We start from the raw sequence: 16,862 nt of genomic DNA, 5'->3' as shown, positions 1-16,862 counted from the left end.
GGGCGCGCTCAGCCGCCGGCCGCCGGACCGCCCGCGGGCGCCCCGGCGAGCACCGCGACCACGGCGGGCACGAGCGCCCGGAACGCCTGACCGCGGTGCGAGATGCGGTTCTTCTCGTCCGGCGTCAGCTCCGCGCACGTGCGCGTCTCCCCCTCGGGCACCAGCACCGGGTCGTACCCGAAGCCGTGCTCCCCCCGCGGCTCCCGCGCGAGCGTGCCGCGCAGGTGCCCGAGCTCCACGTGCTCGGCGCCGTCCGGGGTGACGAGCGCCGCCGCGCAGGTGAACCGCGCCGCGCGGTGCTCGGGCGCGATGTCGGCGAGCTGCGCGAGCAGCAGGTCGAGGTTCGCGCGGTCGTCGCCGTGCCGGCCGGCCCAGCGCGCCGAGAAGATGCCGGGCGCACCGCCGAGCACGTCCACCGACAGCCCGGAGTCGTCCGCGACCGCGGGCAGGCCGGTGTGCCGGGCGAGCGCGCGCGCCTTGATGAGGGCGTTCTCCGCGAACGTCACGCCGTCCTCGACGGGCTCCGGGGCGCCGACGTCGCGCGCGCCCACCACCGAGGCCGGGTCCAGGCCGGGCAGCGCCGGGACGAGGATCGCCCGCAGCTCGGTCAGCTTGTGGGCGTTGTGCGTCGCGAGGACGAGGCGGGCGGGCGCGGTCACGCGGGCACCGCCGGACCCGGCGTCGCCGAGCCGCCGCGGACCGTGACGGGGCCGTCCGCCACCGGCAGCGCCAGCACCTCCGCCTGCACGCGGGCGAGCTCACCGGTGCCGACCAGCGCCAGGTCGAGCAGCGCGTCCAGCTCCGCGCGGTCGAACGGGGCGTGCTCGGCCGTGCCCTGCACCTCGACGAACGAGCCCGAGCCGGTGACGACGACGTTCATATCCGTCTCGGCGCGGACGTCCTCGACGTACGGCAGGTCCAGCACGGGGCGGCCGTCCACGATGCCGACGCTCACCGCCGACACGGAGTCGCGCAGCACGGTCCGCTTCCGGTCGACCTGCTTCTGCGCCACGCCCCACGCCACCGCGTCCGCGAGCGCCACGTACGCGCCGGTCACGGCCGCGGTCCGCGTCCCGCCGTCCGCCTGCAGCACGTCGCAGTCCAGCACGATCGTGTTCTCACCCAGCGCGGCGACGTCCACGACCGCGCGCAGCGAGCGGCCGATCAGTCGGGAGATCTCGTGCGTGCGACCGCCGATCTTCCCGCGCACCGACTCCCGGTCCGACCGGGTGGTGGTGGAGCGCGGCAGCATCGCGTACTCGGCGGTGACCCAGCCCTCGCCCGAGCCCTTGCGCCAGCGCGGGACGCCCGCGGTGAACGACGCCACGCACAGCACCTTGGTGCCGCCGAACTCCACGAGCACGCTGCCCTCACCCGCGTCGAGGTAGCGGCGGGTGATCGCGATCGGCCGCAACGCGTCAGGCGCGCGGCCGTCGGCGCGCGGGGTCGCGGGCACGGCGGACGTCGAGGTGGTGGGCTCGGTGGTCATGCCCCCGAGGGTAGCCCGGCGCACCGGGGGCGCCGCGCGGTCAGAGGTCGACGACCGCGCCCGGCCGGGCCAGGTCGAGCGGCCCGTCGTACGCGCCGGCCGCCTCCGCGAGGCTCGCCTCCGGGTCGTTCCAGGCGACCAGGTGGGTGAGCAGCAGCCGCCGCGCGCCGCCCCGTTGCGCGGCCCGCCCGGCGCGCAGCCCCGTGAGGTGCACGCCGCGGGGCGCGTCCGACGACTCCAGGTACGCCGCCTCCGCGAGCAGCAGGTCCGCGTCGCGCGCGACGTCGTCGAGTCCCGGGCACTCGTCGGTGTCGCCGGTGTAGCCGAGCGTGACGGTGCGCCCCGGGTCGACCGAGGACGGGCCGGAGACGCGGAACCCGAACGCGGGCACGGGGTGCTCGACGGGGACGGGCAGGATCGTCAGCGGCCCGACCCGGACGGCCTCACCCGCCCGCCAGGTACCCAGCGCCAGGTGCGCCCCGGTGTCGGTGGCCGGGTCGTGGCCCGAGAGCTGCGCGAGACGCTCCGCGGTGCCGTCGGGCCCGAAGAGCGGCAGCGGCTCCGAGCGGCAGCCCCGGGGGTCGTAGCGCAGCATCACGCCCAGCACGACGACGTCGGCGACGTGGTCGGCGTGCAGGTGGCTGATCGCGACCGCGTCGAGCCTCGACGGCTCGAGGTACCGCTGGAGGGGGCCGAGCGCGCCGTTGCCCAGGTCGAGCAGCACGCTCCACGTGCGGGTGCCGCCCTCGCCGTCCGGACCCTCGGCCTGGACCAGGTAGCTGGACGCGGCGGAGTCCGGGCCCGGGAACGACCCGGCACTGCCCACGACGACCAGCCTCATCGGCACCTCTCCCCTGCATGACCGGCAGGACCGACGACCCTCGGCGGCCCGGGTGCCATGATGCCGTGCGCGTCGCGGTGGCGGGCGGTCGACGGTCCCGCCGCGGACGTGTCGCTCGTCACGGCGGGGAGGGGGAGGCCACCCGGGGTGCACCTGCCGGGCGCGCCGTCGTCCGCCGGTCAGCGCAGGGCGCCGCGCGCCTCCACGTGCTGCACCTCGGGGCCGAGGAACCGCCGGGCGAGGTGGGCGAACGAGTCCGGGTCCCCGGTGGCGAGGAACCGGTGCTGCGGCGGCCCCGCGGCCGGGTCGCGCTCCAGGTCGTGGGCGACGAGCGTCCGGTAGACGTCCTTCGCGGTCTCCTCGGCCGAGGACACGAGCGTGACGCCCTCACCCATCACGTACGAGATCACGCCGGTGAGCAGCGGGTAGTGCGTGCAGCCCAGCACCAGCGTGTCGACGCCCGCGTCCTTGACGGGCTGCAGGTACTCGCTCGCGACGCTCAGCAGCTCCGGGCCCGACGTCACGCCCGCCTCGACGAACTCGACGAACCGGGGGCAGGCCTGCGTCGTGAGCTGCACGCCCGGCGCCACCGCGAACGCGTCGTCGTACGCCCGCGACTCGATCGTCGCCTTCGTGCCGATGACGCCGATGCGGCCGGTGCGGGTCGCGGCGACCGCGCGCCGCGCCGCCGGGAGGATCACCTCGACGACCGGCAGGCCCTTGCGCAGCGTGTACCGCTCGCGGGCGTCGCGCAGCACCGCGGACGACGCCGTGTTGCAGGCGATGACCAGCATCTTCACACCCGCGTCCACCAGGTCGTCCATCACCTCGAGGGCGTGGGCGCGGACCGCCGCGAGCGGCTTCGGGCCGTACGGGGTGTTGAGGGTGTCGCCGATGTAGAGCACCGACTCGTGCGGGAGCTGGTCGATGATCGCCCGCGCGTTGGTGAGACCGCCCACCCCCGAGTCGAAGATCCCGATGGGTGCGTCGTTCACGTCCGCGATCCTAGTCCCGGCCGGCGCCGTCGTGCTGCGGCGGCTCCGGGAGGTCCGCCAGCAGGCACGCCATCAGGGTCTCCTGCCACCAGCCCAGCGCCAGGAAGACCGAGCCGAGGTACTGGCGCGCCTGCGCCGCGTGGTCACCAGGGGCCGGGTCACCGTGCACGACCTCCTGCTCGAGCCGATCGCTCGCCTCCTCGTCGGTCACGCCGAGCCGCTCGCCGAGCACGAGGCGGACGTCGGTCAGCGTCGCCGCGAGCTCCGGGGCTCGGTCGCGCGGCACCCGGACCACCGCTCCCGCGCGGTGGCGCCCACCGCGGACAGCCGTGCCGCCCGCGGGCGCCGGGCCCAGCAGCGCGGTGTGCAGCTCCTGGAGGCGCCGGAGCTTGCGGGCGCGCAGGTCGTCCTCGGTCAGCCGGCGGAACTCGGCGGTGACCTCGGGGTCGTCCCGGGAGGCGTCGGGCAGCAGCCGGTGCACGGCGGGGTCGTCGGGCGCGGGCAGCGGGTCCAGCCGCAGGTGCACCTCGCCGAGCGCGTCGCCGCGCGGACGGTCGCCCCCGGCGTCCCCGGCGTCCCCGGCGGGCCGGGTCCCCGGGAGCCCGCCGAGCAGCTCCGCCACGTCGGCCACCACCGTGGCGAGCACCTCGCGCTCACCCGCGTCGACCTCCGCGACCAGGTCCCCGCCCTCGCGCCGGAACGCGCGCACCTACGCCTCCCCCCGCTGCAGCGTCGCCCACAGGCCGAACCCGTGCATGGCCTGCACGTCCACCTCCATCTGTTCGCGGTTGCCCGTGGACACGGCCGACCGGCCCTGCTCGTGCACCTCGAGCATCAGCTTCTCCGCCTTCGCCTGCGGGTAGCCGAAGTACGAGCGGAACACGTAGGTGACGTACGACATGAGGTTGACCGGGTCGTTCCAGACCACCGTCACCCAGGGCTCGGCCACGGCGCCCTCGGCGTGGGCGGTCTCCTCGGGTGCGATCTCCACGGACACCGGACCACTCTAGGTTCCCTGGCGGCGACGCCGCCCCCGCGCGCCTACCGTGTGCCCATGACGTCGAGCACCGCCCTGCTGACCGACCGGTACGAGCTCACCATGCTGCAGGCCGCCCTCGCGGACGGGACGGCCGGGCGCCGCTGCGTCTTCGAGGTGTTCACGCGGCGCCTGCCGCACGGGCGACGCTACGGCGTGCTCGCCGGCACCGGCCGCGTCCTCGAGGCGCTGGCCGACTTCCGCTTCGGGCCCGAGGAGCTCGGCTGGCTGTCCCGCGAGGGCGTCGTCGACGACACCACGCTGGAGTACCTCGCGGACTACCGGTTCACGGGCACCATCACGGGGTACGCCGAGGGGGAGATGTTCTTCCCGCACTCCCCCGTGCTGACCGTCGAGGGCAGCTTCGCCGAGGCGGTGCTGCTGGAGACCGTCGTGCTGTCCGTCCTCAACTACGACTCCGCCGTGGCGTCGGCGGCGTCCCGCATGACGAGCGCCGCGATCGGCCGGCCGTGCCTGGAGATGGGCGCCCGGCGCGCCCACGAGCAGGCCGCCGTCGCCGCCGCGCGGGCCGCCGCCGTCGCCGGGTTCGCCGGGACGTCGAACCTCGAGGCCGGCCGGCGCTACGGGATCCCCACCATCGGAACGGCCGCGCACGCCTTCACGCTGCTGCACGACGACGAGGAGGCCGCCTTCGCGGCACAGGTCGCGTCGGCCGGCGCCGGCACCACGCTGCTGGTCGACACCTACGACGTGCGCCGCGGCGTCGAGCGGGCCGTCGCGGCCGCCGGCCCGGGCCTCGGGGCGGTGCGGCTCGACTCCGGCGACCTCGGCGTGCTCGCGCAGGAGGTGCGCGCCCAGCTCGACGCGCTCGGCGCCCGGGACACGCGCATCGTCGTCACGTCCGACCTGGACGAGTACGCGATCGCCGCGCTCGCCGTCGCACCCGTGGACTCGTACGGGGTCGGCACGTCGCTGGTCACCGGCTCCGGCGCGCCCACGTGCGGGATGGTCTACAAGCTCGTCGCCCGTGAGGGGGTGGACGGTCGGCTCGCGCCGGTGGCCAAGGCCTCGACCGCGAAGACGTCGACCGGGGGCCGCAAGAACGCGGCGCGACGGCTCGACGGCGAGGGGCGCGCGGTCGCCGAGGTCGTCGTGGGCGGTTCCGACGACGCGGTGCGTGCATGGACCCCGGACTCCGACGACCTGCGCGGACTGGTGGTCCCGCTCGTCGTCGACGGCGCGGTGCAGCCCGGCTGGACGGGCTCGGAGGGCGTCGCCGCCGCCGCCGCGCGCCACGCGGCGTCCCGCGACGAGCTGCCCCGCGGAGCGCGGCGGCTGTCGGCCGACGAGGCCGCGCTCCCGACGGTGACGCTGACGGTCTGAGCGCCGGGCCCCCGCGGGGACCGGACCCGGGGACGCACCGGCGCCCGCGCCCCCAGGAGGGGACGCGGGCGCCGGGTACCAGCGGTGGCGGGCTAGACCCGCGAGCCTCCGCGGCGCACCAGGCCGAGAATGAGGCTCACGACGAGCACCGCGATGCCGATCCAGAGCAGGAACTTCGCGGCCTCGACCGCGACGCCCAGGATCAGCAGCACCACACCGATGATGATCAGGATGAGCCACGTGGGCATCTGACGACTCCCTTCGTCCCCCTGCTCCGTGGTCCGCCGGTCGACCCGGCGGACGTCTGTCACGGGGATGACGCTCTCATCGCGCTGCACGGTCCGCACGCCGGGAGCAGCGGTTGCGCGCCGGCCGAACCGTGGTAGTAGCAGCGCGCTGACCTGCGCGGATACCGGGAGTCAGCGCTTGCCGACGAACCAGCCCCGGACCATCGACACGCGCGCCTCGAGCTGCGCCGGGTCCGCCAGCGGGACCTCCGGACCCCCGCAACGGCGGCGCAGCTCGGCGTGCACCGCGCCGTGCGGCTGGCCGCTGCGGCGCGACCAGGCGCCCACCAGCTGGGAGAGCTCCTTGCGCAGCTCCGCCTGCCGGCGGTGGTCCATCTCGGCGCGGTCCGGGGCCGGCTGCCCCTTGCCCTTGCGGGCGTTCACCTGGCTGGCCTGGCGCTGCCGCAGCAGGGTCGTCACCTGGTCCGGGTCGAGCAGGCCGGGCAGCCCGAGGAAATCCAGCTCCTCCTCCGACCCCACGTCCGCGCCGGTGCCGAACTCGCCGCCGTCGAACAGCACACGGTCGAACGACGCCTGGGCCTCGAGCGCCTCGAACGTGCCCTGCAGGGCGTCCGAGGCCTTCTCCGACCGGTTCGCGTCCGCGACCAGCGCGTCCTCGGGGTTGTAGCCCTCGCCCTGCTCCTCCGCCGTCAGGGGGCGGTCCAGGGCGTGGTCGCGCTCGACCTCCAGCGCGTTCGCCAGCGCCAGCAGCGGCGCGACGCTCGGCAGGAACACCGACGCGGTCTCCCCGCGGCGCCTCGCCCGGACGAACCGCCCGACCGCCTGCGCGAAGAACAGCGGCGTCGCCGTGCTCGTCGCGTACACGCCCACGGCGAGCCGCGGGACGTCGACGCCCTCCGAGACCATCCGCACCGCCACCAGCCAGCGCGACTCCGACGCGGAGAACTCGTCGATGCGGGCGCTCGCGCCGTCGTCGTCGGACAGCACGACCGTCGGCGACTTCCCCGTGAGCCGTGCCAGGTGGCCGGCGTACGCGCGGGCGTCCGTCTGGTCGGTCGCGATGACCATCGCGCCCGCGTCCGGCACCGTGCGCCGCACCTCCGTCAGCCGGCGGTCGGCCGCGGCCAGCACCGACGGGATCCACTCGCCGTCCGGGTTGAGCGCCGTCCGCCACGCCTGCGCGGTCATGTCCTTGGTCAGCGGCTCGCCGAGGCGGGCGCTGACCTCGTCGCCGGCCTTCGTCCGCCACCGCATCGAGCCCGAGTAGGTGAGGAACAGCACCGGGCGGACGACGTGGTCGCGCAGCGCCTCGGAGTAGCCGTACGTGTAGTCCGCGCGGCTGCGGCGGATGCCGTCCACGCCGCGCTCGTACTCGACGAAGGGGATCGCCGCCGTGTCGCTGCGGAACGGGGTGCCGGTCAGCGCCAGGCGGCGGGTCGCCCCCTCGAACGCCTCCCGCACGGCGTCACCCCAGGACAGCGCGTCACCGCCGTGGTGGACCTCGTCGAGGATCACGAGCGTCGGCGCCGCGGTCGTGCGGGCGGCGTGCAGCGCCGGCTTCGACGCCACACCGGCGTACGTCAGGGCGACGCCGTCGAACCCGTGACCGTGCCGGCCCTGCGCGTTCTTGAAGTTGGGGTCCAGCTTGATGCCCACGCGCGCGGCGGCGTCCGCCCACTGGTGCTTGAGGTGCTCCGTCGGGGCGACCACGGTCACGCGGCGCACGATCCGCGCCTGCAGCAGCTCCGTGGCGATCCGCAGCGCGAACGTCGTCTTGCCGGCGCCCGGCGTCGCGACCGCCAGGAAGTCCCGCGGCGACGTCGCCAGGTACTGCTCGAGCGCCTCGGCCTGCCAGGCGCGCAGCTTGCCCGCCGTCCCCCACGGCGCACGCCCGGGGAACGCCGGCGGCAGCTGCGATGCTGCCGACGTCGAGGCGTGCGAGGCGGATGCGGACGAGGGGCGCTCCGCGGCGCTCACTGTCCGCCGGAGGAGTCGCCCGAGCCCTTGCCGCGGCCGAAGCCCCAGCGGCGTCCCCCGCCGCCGGACCCCTGGTCACCGTCCCCGCCGTCCTGCGGTTCGCGCAGACCCTCGTAGATCTCCTTGCACACCGGGCAGACGGGGAACTTGTTCGGGTCCCGGCCGGGGACCCACACCTTGCCGCAGAGCGCGACCACGGGCTTGCCGGACAGCGCCGACTCCATGATCTTCTCCTTGCGCACGTAGTGCGCGAAGCGCTCGTGGTCACCCGGCTCGACGGCCTGCTCCTGCTCGACGCGCTCGAGGAGCCCCGTCGAGCCGCCGCCCGGCTCCGACAGTCGGTCCGGCTCGGTGCTCGGCGGCAGGGGCTCACTCATGCCCGCCATCGTACGACCCCCCACCCCCACACCCCCTCCCCTCGCGCCCGCCCCCGTCCCCCCCTCGCGAGTTCGGCACTCCGGGTGCGAGTTCGGCACGTGCAGGTGCCGAACTCGCCTGGGACTGCCGAAGTCGCCAAAACCGCCGGCACGCCGTCACGGTCGGGAGCGCAGGAGGCGGGCAGCACGGGCGGCGACGACCTCCGATCACCCGGCGGGCGGACACGACCCCTCAGCCACCGGCAGCCGTCCGGACCACCGCGGCGAGGGCATCCGGATCCACACCCCGGCGGATCGCGGCGTCCACCACGACGAGGGCCGGGCCGGGTCGCGTCGCCCGCGCGCAGTCCACCACCGTCCGCGCCAGCGAGGTGACCGGGAGACCGTCGACCGTCGTGCGGTGCGACAGAGGCAGCTCGCCGACGTGCCGCGCGAGCGCGGGGTCGTTCCGGGCGCTCGGTCGTGTGGCCTGGAGGATGTGCGTGCGACCCGAGAGCCCGACCACCGGCAGCCCCCACACCAGCGCCGCTGACTCCCCGCAGAAGTGGAAGGGGAGGGTGATCTGGGCGGCGACGGCGATCAGGCGCTGCACCGCGGCGCGGTGCGCCGACTCGCCCGGCGGCTCCGCGGGCGGGGTGGCCCCGTACGCGCCGCGGCGGAGCCGGACCAGCGCACCGTCACGGACGGCCCGTCGCACGTCCGCTGCGGGGCGCGTCCGTGCGAGGACCACGGTGGCGTCGGACAGCGAGGACGAGGACATGCCCCCAGCCTCACGCCGGACAGCGCCGCGCGGGCTCGGGCAGCCACCCGCCTGGGACCACGCTCGACCACCCGGCCTGTGCAGGACCCGGCGCGCCGCCCAGCCCGCGAGTTCGGCACTCCGAGGCGAGTTCGGCAGCTGCAGATGCCGAACTCGCACGGGAAGTGCCGAACTCGCGGGCGACCCGGGGCGACCGCGGGGTGGGCTAGATGGTCTGCCAGGCCGGCTTGGCGGCGAAGGTCTCGCGGTAGTACGCCGCGAGCTGGAGGCGGCTCGCCGCCGCCTCGTCGACGAGGACCGTGGCGTGCGGGTGGTGCTGCAGGACGGTCCCGGGCCACATCGCGCTGACCGGGCCCTCGACGAGCTGGTGGACGGCCTCCGCCTTGTGCTTGCCGGTGGCCAGCAGCAGGACGTGCCGGGCGGACATGATGGTCGCCAGGCCCTGCGTCAGGCAGTGCGTGGGCACCTGCGAGACGTCGCCGCCGAAGAACCGGGCGTTGTCCTCGCGGGTCTGGCGGGTGAGCGTCTTGATGCGGGTGCGGGACGCCAGCGACGACCCGGGCTCGTTGAACGCGATGTGCCCGTCGGTGCCGACGCCGAGGATCTGCACGTCGACGCCGCCGGACTCCGCGATGGCGGCCTCGTACGCCGCGCAGGCCGCGGGGATGTCCTCCGCGAGCCCGTCGGGGCCGTGGACGTCGGCCGGGTCGATGTCGACGCGGGAGGCGAACTCGGTCTCGATGACGTTGCGGTACCGCTCGGGGTGGTCGGCGGCGAGCCCGACGTACTCGTCGAGCATGAACGCCTGCACGCCGGCGAACGACAGGCCCTCCTGCGTGTGCCGCCGCGCGAGCTCGTCGTAGACCGCGAGCGGGCTGGACCCGGTGGCGATGCCGAGCACCGCGTGCCGGCCCTCCGCGGCGCGGGCGCGCAGCACCCGCTCGATCGTGTCCGCCGCGAGGCGGGCCAGCTCGGGCCCGGGCGCGATGACGACCTCCATCAGGACTCCCTCCGTCCGACCAGCGCGGCGCCGACGGCACCCACCGGTACTCCACGCGGCGCGAGGGTGACCCGCTCCGCCATCTGCATCGCGGCCAGGAACGCGGAGTCCCGGGCCTGCCGGTCCAGCTCGTCGCGCAGCACGTCGAGCAGCGGCGCGCCCAGCTCGCTGACGCCGCCGCCCACCACGACGTGCGCGACGTCGGTGGTGAGCAGCAGCACCCGCACCGCGGCGGCGAGGGCGTCGGCGAACCGGGAGCGCACGGCGAGCGCCTCGCGGTCGCCCGCCTGCGCCGCCTCGAACAGCGCGACCGGCGCGGGCCGTCCGTCGGACGTCGGCCAGGCGGCGCCGAGCGCGCTGCCGGACGCGTACTGCTCGAGGCAGCCGCGCTGGCCGCACGGGCACGGCAGCCCGCCGGGGACGTGCACGAGGTGCCCGATCTCTCCTGCGACACCGCTCGCGCCGCGCCGCAGCCGGCCGTCCAGCACGAGACCCGCCGCGAGGCCGGTGCCGAGCGCGAGGAACGCCAGGTCGGGCGCCGGGTCGGGCAGCAGGTGCGCAGCGCCGACGGCGGCGACGTTGAGGTCGTTCTCGAGCCGCACCGGCACGGCGCCCAGCAGGCCGGACACCTGCGCGGCGAGCGGGACGGAGCCCTCGATGCCGAGGTTGACGGCGTGCTCGACGCGCCCCGCGGCGGGGTCGACGATGCCGGGCAGCCCGATGCCGACGCCCGCGAGGTCGGCGACGGCGAGCCCGGCGTCCGCGACGAGCCGGCGGACGGCCTCGGCGGCGGTGGCCGCGACGGCGTCACCCCCGGGGCGCGACGCGAGCCGCAGCCCGGGTCCGCTGGTGCCCTCGGGGTCCACGAGCACGCCGAGCGTCTTGGTGCCGCCGACGTCGAGCCCGACGGACCAGCCGGCGGACGCGCCGGTCGTTCCCGGTCCCGGGCCGCTCGCCCGGGACCGCGTGATCACCTCGTCCACGTCAGCCCTTCACCGCTCCGGACACCAGCCCCGAGGTCATCCTGCCCTGGACGACGAGGAAGAACACGATGACGGGCACGGCGATGAGCGTGGACGCGGCCATGACCTCGCCCCAGTCGACGCCCCGGTTGGTGCTCGCGGCGAGGAACGAGCGCAGCCACAGCGGCAGGGTCCGCGCGGACTCGGCGGGCAGGGCGACCAGCGCGACCGTGAACTCGTTCCACGCCTGCAGGAACGCGTACACGCCGGAGGCCACGAGCCCGGGGGCCAGCAGCGGGAACGTGATCCGCAGGAACGCCCGGGTGCGCGACAGGCCGTCCACCATGGCGGCCTCCTCGAGCTCGATGGGCACGCCGGCCACGAACCCCCGCAGCATCCAGATGGTGAAGGGCACGACGGCGGCGGTGTACAGCACCGAGACGCCGATGACGCTGTTGAGCAGCCCGGCGGTGGACAGCATCTTGTACTGCGCGATGAACAGGCCCTCGGCGGGCAGCATCTGCACGAACAGCACCGCCACGACGAACGTCAGGCGCCCGCGGAACCGGAACCGGCTGATGGCCAGTGCGGCCAGGAACGCGAACACGAGCACGGCGACGACGGTCGTGCCGGTGATCGCGAGGCTCATGCGCAGGGCCGACCCGAACGAGCCGCCCTCCAGCACGGCGCGGAAGTTGGCGAGCGTCGGGCTGGTCGGCAGGAACGACGGCGTCGCGGACCGCAGGCGCGCGTCGGGCGTCAGCGCCGACAGCACCATCCAGTAGACGGGGAACGCCCACAGGGCGGCGACGGCGACGCCGAGCGCGCCGAGCAGCACGCGACCGAGGCGGCGGCGCACGCGAGGACGCGCGGCGGGGCGGCGGCTCACCGGCGCGGCGGGCGTCCCGCCGCGGGCGGCTCCGGCGGCGACGGGGCGGGCCGGCGCGGCAGCGGCGCCGGTCTCGACGGAGCTCATCGGTCCTCCTTGAGCAGGCTGCGGACGTAGGGCCAGCTGAGCAGCACGGTGAGCGCGAGCACGAAGATCGACACCGCCGCGGCGCCCGCGAAGTCCTGCCGTCCGATGCCGAGCTCGAAGATGAAGTTGCCCAGCAGGTTCGTCTCGCTGACGGGGGCCCCGCTGTCCTGCAGCAGCCGGATCTGCGCGAACACCCGCAGGTCCCAGATGATCTGCAGCAGCAGCACGATGGACAGCACGGGCCGCACGAGCGGCATCGTGACGTGCCAGAAGATCTGCGCGGGCCGGGCGCCGTCGATGCGGGCGGCCTCGAGCACCTCGTCGGACACCTGCGTGAGCGCGGCGTAGACGGACAGCGCCACGAACGGCACCGACATCCAGACGATGACGACGGTCGCGACGAAGAAGAACGACAGCGGCTGCGCGAGCCACGAGTGCCCGGCGTACGAGTCGAAGCCGACCTGGACGAGCAGCCAGTTGACGACGCCGGTGCGCCAGTCGAACAGCCACTTCCAGACGGTGACGGCGGCGACGAGCGGCATCGCCCACGCGAGCAGGAGGGCGACCTGGAGCACGACCCGCACGACGGGGTGCACGGCCTTCATGAGCAGCGCGAGGAGCACCCCGATGCCGACGGTGACGAAGGCGTTGACGAGGCAGAAGACGACGGACCGCACGACGACCGCCCACAGCGCGTCGTCGCTGAAGATGCGGGCGTAGTTGTCGAGGCCGACGAAGGTGGGCGGCTGGCCGAACTGCTGCGCGAGTCCGAACTCCTGCAGCGACGTGACGACCTGCCAGAACAGCGGGTACCCCATGCCGAGCAGCAGAACGGCCACGGCGGGCACGAGCAGGACGTACGGGGTGGCGCGGGGGCCGCGGCGCCGGCGGGCCGCAGGCGGCGCGGCCGGGGAGGCGGCGGGGGGCGCGGGGCGCGCCTCGGTGGTGGACATGCGTTCTCTCCTGACGGGCGACGTGCCGGCCGGCGGTCGGTCACTGGCCGTTCAGCATCGGCGTGATCTGCTCGTCGTACTGCGCGGCGAGCTCGGTCACGTCACCGCCCTCGGCGATCTTCTGGAACAGCTCCTCGTAGACGAACGCCGCCTCGACGGCGGCCCAGCCCGGCGCCGCCGGGGTGAGCTTGGACGCCGCGGCGGTGTCGATCATCGTCTGCGCGAACTCGTCGTCGCCCAGGGAGTCGACGTACTGCGAGTTGGCCGGCCCGAGGCCGTTCTCGCCGAGCATCTGCTGGTACTCGGGCGAGAAGATGATCCGCATGAGGTTCTCGGCCAGCTCCGGGTGCTGGGACTGGGCCGAGATCGCGATGTTCGAGCCGCCCGCGAACACCGGCGCGAGGCCGCCGTCCGCGCCCGGGAGCGCGAAGATGCCGAACTTGCTGGTGTCCGTCATGCCGTCGCGGACCTCCTCGCCGGCGTCGTTCGTCGTCAGGTCGCCGATGGACCAGCGGGCCCAGCCCGGGGCCATGATCGTCGCGGCGGCCGGGGCGGCGCCGTCGGTGCCGTCGTTGAGGAAGTCCCAGTAGGCGACGTCGCGCTCGGTGGCCGGCACGTTGGACGAGCCCTCGTAGACGGCCTGCCACTGCTCGAGACCCTCGATCGTCTTCGGGTCGGACAGCGTGGAGGTCCACTCGCCGCCGTCCTGCGTGGCGAGCTCGCCGCCGTTCGCGAACACCCACGAGATGCCGTTGCGCCAGTCCTGGCCGCCGATGGCGAACCCGGACTGCGCGTCGGTGCGGAGCTTCGTGACGTCCTCGGAGAACTCGGCGAGGGTCGTCGGCGGCTCGAGGCCCGCGGCCGACCAGATGTCCTTGCGGTAGAACATGTGGCGCGAGCCGAAGTAGTAGGGCAGCGCGTAGTTCTTGCCGTCCGCCTTGCCGACCTCGACGAACGACGGCAGCAGGTCGTCTCCGCCGAGCTCGTCGTACAGCGGGGTCAGGTCGCGGAACGCGCCGATCGTGGTGAAGGTCGGCGACTGCGTGTTGCCGATCTCGACGACGTCGGGGGTGTTGGCGGCGTCCGGCAGCGCGGTCGTCAGCTTCGTGACGAGGTCGCCCCACTCCTGCTCCTCGATGGTGAGCGTCGAGCCGGGGTTCTCCTCCTCGAACGTCGTCTTGAGGTAGTCGCGCAGCTCGTCGGGCGTGTCCGCGCCGGCGAGCCAGAGGGTGATGTCCGCGGCCTCGGGGGTGCCGTCCGACGACGTCGAGCCGCCGTCGTCGCCCGACGAGCACGCCGTCAGCGCAAGCGTCGCCGCCACACCGACGGCTGCCATCCGTACGATCTTCACGTTGGTGTTCCTCCCTGATGCGAGGCGAGGCCCGTCCGGGCGTCGCCGGGGTGGTGGTACCGGCACTGCAAGCGGTCGGCTCGGGGTCGTCACGTGACCCCGAGCTGACCGGACAGCACGAGCGCCGCGGCGCCGGAGAGCGCCCCGTCCTCGTCCAGCGAGCCCATCCGCAGCACGAGGTCCTGCCCCAGCAGGGGCATGGTCCGGGCCCGGACGGTGGCGAGCGCCTCCACCCTGAGGGCTCCGTCGAGCAGCTCCGGGGGACCGGAGAGCAGGACCTCGGCGAGGTTGAGCGCGCTGACGACGGGAGCCAGGGCGATGCCCAGCTTCCGTCCGACCGACGCGAGCACCGCGTCGGACTCCTCGGGGGTGCGGCCGGCCGTGGCGCGGCGCAGGGCGGGCAGGGACAGCAGGGTCTCCAGACAGCCCTCGCGCCCGCACGCGCAGGGCTGCGGCAGCGGGTCGCCGGCGCGGACGTCGCGGTCGTCGACCACGGTCACGTGCCCGATCTCCCCGGCCGCGTCGCCGCGGCCGCGCACGAGCGCGCCGTCCAGGACGATGCCGGCGCCGACGCCCTGCCCGACGGTGACGACCATGAGGCCGGTGCCGGTGGCACCCCCGTACGTGTACTCCCCCAGCGCGTGGGTGTTGGCGTCGTTGGCGACCTGGACCGGGACCCCGAGGCGCTCGGTCAGGAGCGCGGCCAGCGGCAGCTCGTACCACCCGCGGTTGGGGGCCGCGACGACGTAGCCGGAGGAGTCGATGACGCCGGGCGACCCGATGCCCACGCCCACGACGGGCCGGTCGGCGGCTGCCAGCAGCTCACGGCACAGGTCCTCGAGCACGGCGACGGCCGCGTCCCCGGTGCGCCCGTCGAGCGAGACGGCGCGGCGCGCCACGACGGCACCGGTGAGCGTCATCACGGCGCCGCGGAGGCTGGCGTCGTCCGCGAGGTCGACGGCGACGACGTGGAACTCCTCCGTGCGCATCCCGACGAGAGTGGCGGGCTTGCCCACGCGGCCCTCGGGCCGGAGGCCGAGCTCCTCCACCAGGCCCTCGGAGATGAGGACGGAGACGAGGTCCGAGACGGTGACGCGGGTCAGCCCGGTGCTGCGGGCGAGGTCGGCCCGTGACGACGGCCCCTCGTGGAACAGGTGCTGCAGGACGAGCGCGCGGTTGTGCGCCCGGGCGTGCTCGGGGAGCACCTTCGCCGTGGGTCGCAGCGCCCGGCCCACTCCCCGGGGCGCGGGTGCCCCGGGACGCGCCGTCCGCGTCGTCTCTGTCGCCGCCATGTTTGTTAGTAGACCTTCCTTACTAACTACCGTCAAGAAGTTCCCGTGACCGTGACCACATCGTGACCGCGCGTTCACCGGCGTGACACGCGTCCCGGAATGCCCGCGCCCGCGCGAGCGCTCCACCTCGCATGGAGCTCGGTCTGTACACCTTCGGCGACATCCACCCCGACCCCGTCAGCGGGGCGGTGACCTCCCCCGCCCAGCGGCTGCGCGACGTGCTCGAGCGCGTCCGGCTGGCCGAGCAGGTCGGCCTCGACCACGTCGGCGTCGGCGAGCACCACCGGCCCGACTACGCCATCTCCTCCCCCGCCACCGTCATCGCCGCCGCCCTCGCGCAGACCGAGCGGATCAGCGTCGGCAGCGCCGTCACCGTGCTGTCCACCGAGGACCCCGTGCGGGTGTACCAGCAGTTCGCAACGATGGACCTGCTGTCCGGCGGGCGGGTGGAGCTGCTGGCCGGGCGCGGCTCGTTCATCGAGTCGTACCCCCTGTTCGGCGCCTCGCTGGACGACTACGACGCGCTGTTCGAGGAGAAGATCCGCCTGCTGCTGCGCATCGACCGCGGCAACCCCGTCACCTGGTCCGGCCGGTTCCGCCCGCCGCTGCAGGGCGTCGACGTGCTGCCGCGCCCGCTCGACAAGCCGGGGCTCGGGGAGCACCTGCGCATCGCGATCGCGACCGGCGGCAACCCCGCGTCCTCCGAGCGCGCCGGGCGGCTCGGGCTGCCCGTGTCGTACGCGATCATCGGCGGCCGCCCGGCCGACTTCGCCGGGCTCGTGCAGCTGTACCGCCGCGCCCACGAGGAGGCCGGCCACGACCCGGCCACGCGACGCGTCGAGGTCGCCGGGATGGGGTTCGTCGCCGAGGACGGCAAGCAGGCGCGCGACTTCTTCTTCCCGTACTGGCTCGACTCCATGCGCCGGATCGCCTCCGAGCGCGGGTTCGCGATCCCCAACCGCATCGCCTTCGAGTCGCAGGCCGCCACGGGCGGGGCGTACTTCGTCGGCGCGCCCGAGGAGATCGCCGAGCGGATCGTCGCCCTGCACGGCGCGCTCGGCCACGACCGGCAGATCTTCCAGATGGACCTGTCCGGCGTGCCGCAGCGCGAGAGCCTGCGCGCGATCGAGCTGCTCGGCACGCGCGTGGCGCCGCTGGTGCGCGAGGCGCTGGGCGGCTGAGCCGGCTCACGCGACCGACGCCGCCCGCGGGGCCGACGGTCCCGCTCGCCCGGGGTGCGCGCGCGGATACGGTGGTCCCC

Annotated in this window: 18 protein-coding genes; 2 read left to right on the top strand and 16 right to left on the bottom strand. The window is 74.9% G+C overall.

The window, feature by feature from the left end:
- Positions 1 to 8: 8 nt before the first annotated feature.
- The 6 genes from rdgB to clpS form a co-directional block, all read right to left on the bottom strand.
- Complete coding sequence (gene rdgB / locus K5O09_RS06160; RefSeq protein WP_222171913.1) at positions 9 to 659, bottom strand: RdgB/HAM1 family non-canonical purine NTP pyrophosphatase; 651 nt, start codon at positions 657 to 659, stop codon at positions 9 to 11.
- Positions 656 to 1,489, bottom strand: a complete 834-nt coding sequence (gene rph, locus K5O09_RS06155) for a ribonuclease PH (RefSeq protein WP_222171912.1) — start codon at positions 1,487 to 1,489, stop codon at positions 656 to 658. Before rph ends, rdgB begins: the two co-directional genes overlap by 4 nt.
- Positions 1,490 to 1,529: 40 nt before the next feature.
- Positions 1,530 to 2,330: an MBL fold metallo-hydrolase gene (locus K5O09_RS06150; protein WP_222171911.1), complete on the bottom strand. Its 801-nt coding sequence runs from the start codon at positions 2,328 to 2,330 to the stop codon at positions 1,530 to 1,532.
- A gap of 179 nt (positions 2,331 to 2,509) precedes the next feature.
- Positions 2,510 to 3,325 carry a glutamate racemase gene (murI, locus tag K5O09_RS06145; RefSeq protein ID WP_222171910.1) on the bottom strand — a complete coding sequence of 272 codons (816 nt, stop codon included), beginning with the start codon at positions 3,323 to 3,325 and terminating at the stop codon, positions 2,510 to 2,512.
- 10 nt (positions 3,326 to 3,335) lie between these two features.
- Complete coding sequence (locus tag K5O09_RS06140; RefSeq protein WP_222171909.1) at positions 3,336 to 4,034, bottom strand: DUF2017 family protein; 699 nt, start codon at positions 4,032 to 4,034, stop codon at positions 3,336 to 3,338.
- A complete protein-coding gene (gene clpS / locus K5O09_RS06135; protein ID WP_222171908.1) occupies positions 4,035 to 4,322 on the bottom strand; it encodes an ATP-dependent Clp protease adapter ClpS in 288 nt (95 codons plus the stop codon).
- Between the two features lie 57 nt (positions 4,323 to 4,379).
- On the opposite strand from clpS, the gene K5O09_RS06130 reads away from it, so the two are divergent.
- The gene (locus K5O09_RS06130; RefSeq protein WP_222171907.1) at positions 4,380 to 5,705 is read left to right on the top strand and encodes a nicotinate phosphoribosyltransferase; all 1,326 of its coding nucleotides are present in this window, start codon (positions 4,380 to 4,382) and stop codon (positions 5,703 to 5,705) included.
- A gap of 92 nt (positions 5,706 to 5,797) precedes the next feature.
- Here K5O09_RS06130 and K5O09_RS06125 read toward each other — a convergent pair whose 3' ends face one another.
- The 10 genes from K5O09_RS06125 to K5O09_RS06080 all read right to left on the bottom strand — a co-directional run bounded on the left by K5O09_RS06125 (position 5,798) and on the right by K5O09_RS06080 (position 15,601).
- Positions 5,798 to 5,953, bottom strand: a complete 156-nt coding sequence (locus K5O09_RS06125) for a hypothetical protein (protein ID WP_222171906.1) — start codon at positions 5,951 to 5,953, stop codon at positions 5,798 to 5,800.
- Positions 5,954 to 6,124: 171 nt separating this feature from the next.
- Positions 6,125 to 7,930: a DEAD/DEAH box helicase gene (locus tag K5O09_RS06120; RefSeq protein WP_222171905.1), complete on the bottom strand. Its 1,806-nt coding sequence runs from the start codon at positions 7,928 to 7,930 to the stop codon at positions 6,125 to 6,127.
- Positions 7,927 to 8,307, bottom strand: a complete 381-nt coding sequence (locus tag K5O09_RS06115) for a DUF3039 domain-containing protein (protein WP_222171904.1) — start codon at positions 8,305 to 8,307, stop codon at positions 7,927 to 7,929. The genes K5O09_RS06120 and K5O09_RS06115 overlap by 4 nt, the downstream gene beginning before the upstream one ends.
- A 232-nt stretch (positions 8,308 to 8,539) precedes the next feature.
- On the bottom strand, positions 8,540 to 9,067 hold the full coding sequence (locus tag K5O09_RS06110; RefSeq protein WP_222171903.1) for a hypothetical protein: 528 nt from the start codon (positions 9,065 to 9,067) through the stop codon (positions 8,540 to 8,542).
- A gap of 205 nt (positions 9,068 to 9,272) precedes the next feature.
- Complete coding sequence (gene nagB / locus K5O09_RS06105; protein WP_222171902.1) at positions 9,273 to 10,067, bottom strand: glucosamine-6-phosphate deaminase; 795 nt, start codon at positions 10,065 to 10,067, stop codon at positions 9,273 to 9,275.
- A complete protein-coding gene (locus K5O09_RS06100; protein WP_370635529.1) occupies positions 10,067 to 11,050 on the bottom strand; it encodes an ROK family protein in 984 nt (327 codons plus the stop codon). The genes nagB and K5O09_RS06100 overlap by 1 nt, the downstream gene beginning before the upstream one ends.
- A 1-nt stretch (position 11,051) precedes the next feature.
- Positions 11,052 to 12,005: a carbohydrate ABC transporter permease gene (locus K5O09_RS06095; protein WP_222171901.1), complete on the bottom strand. Its 954-nt coding sequence runs from the start codon at positions 12,003 to 12,005 to the stop codon at positions 11,052 to 11,054.
- A complete protein-coding gene (locus K5O09_RS06090) occupies positions 12,002 to 12,958 on the bottom strand; it encodes a carbohydrate ABC transporter permease (RefSeq protein WP_222171900.1) in 957 nt (318 codons plus the stop codon). Before K5O09_RS06090 ends, K5O09_RS06095 begins: the two co-directional genes overlap by 4 nt.
- Positions 12,959 to 12,998: 40 nt before the next feature.
- Positions 12,999 to 14,294 (bottom strand): extracellular solute-binding protein, encoded by a 1,296-nt coding sequence (locus K5O09_RS06085; protein WP_222171899.1) that lies wholly within the window; start codon positions 14,292 to 14,294, stop codon positions 12,999 to 13,001.
- A gap of 104 nt (positions 14,295 to 14,398) precedes the next feature.
- Positions 14,399 to 15,601, bottom strand: a complete 1,203-nt coding sequence (locus K5O09_RS06080) for an ROK family transcriptional regulator (protein ID WP_222171898.1) — start codon at positions 15,599 to 15,601, stop codon at positions 14,399 to 14,401.
- Between the two features lie 131 nt (positions 15,602 to 15,732).
- On the opposite strand from K5O09_RS06080, the gene K5O09_RS06075 reads away from it, so the two are divergent.
- Positions 15,733 to 16,782, top strand: a complete 1,050-nt coding sequence (locus K5O09_RS06075; protein ID WP_222171897.1) for an LLM class flavin-dependent oxidoreductase — start codon at positions 15,733 to 15,735, stop codon at positions 16,780 to 16,782.
- The last annotated feature ends 80 nt before the right edge of the window (positions 16,783 to 16,862 follow it).

This window comes from Cellulomonas sp. C5510, assembly GCF_019797765.1.
Classification (GTDB): domain Bacteria; phylum Actinomycetota; class Actinomycetes; order Actinomycetales; family Cellulomonadaceae; genus Cellulomonas.
This window is presented reverse-complemented; position numbering and strand designations above follow the sequence as displayed.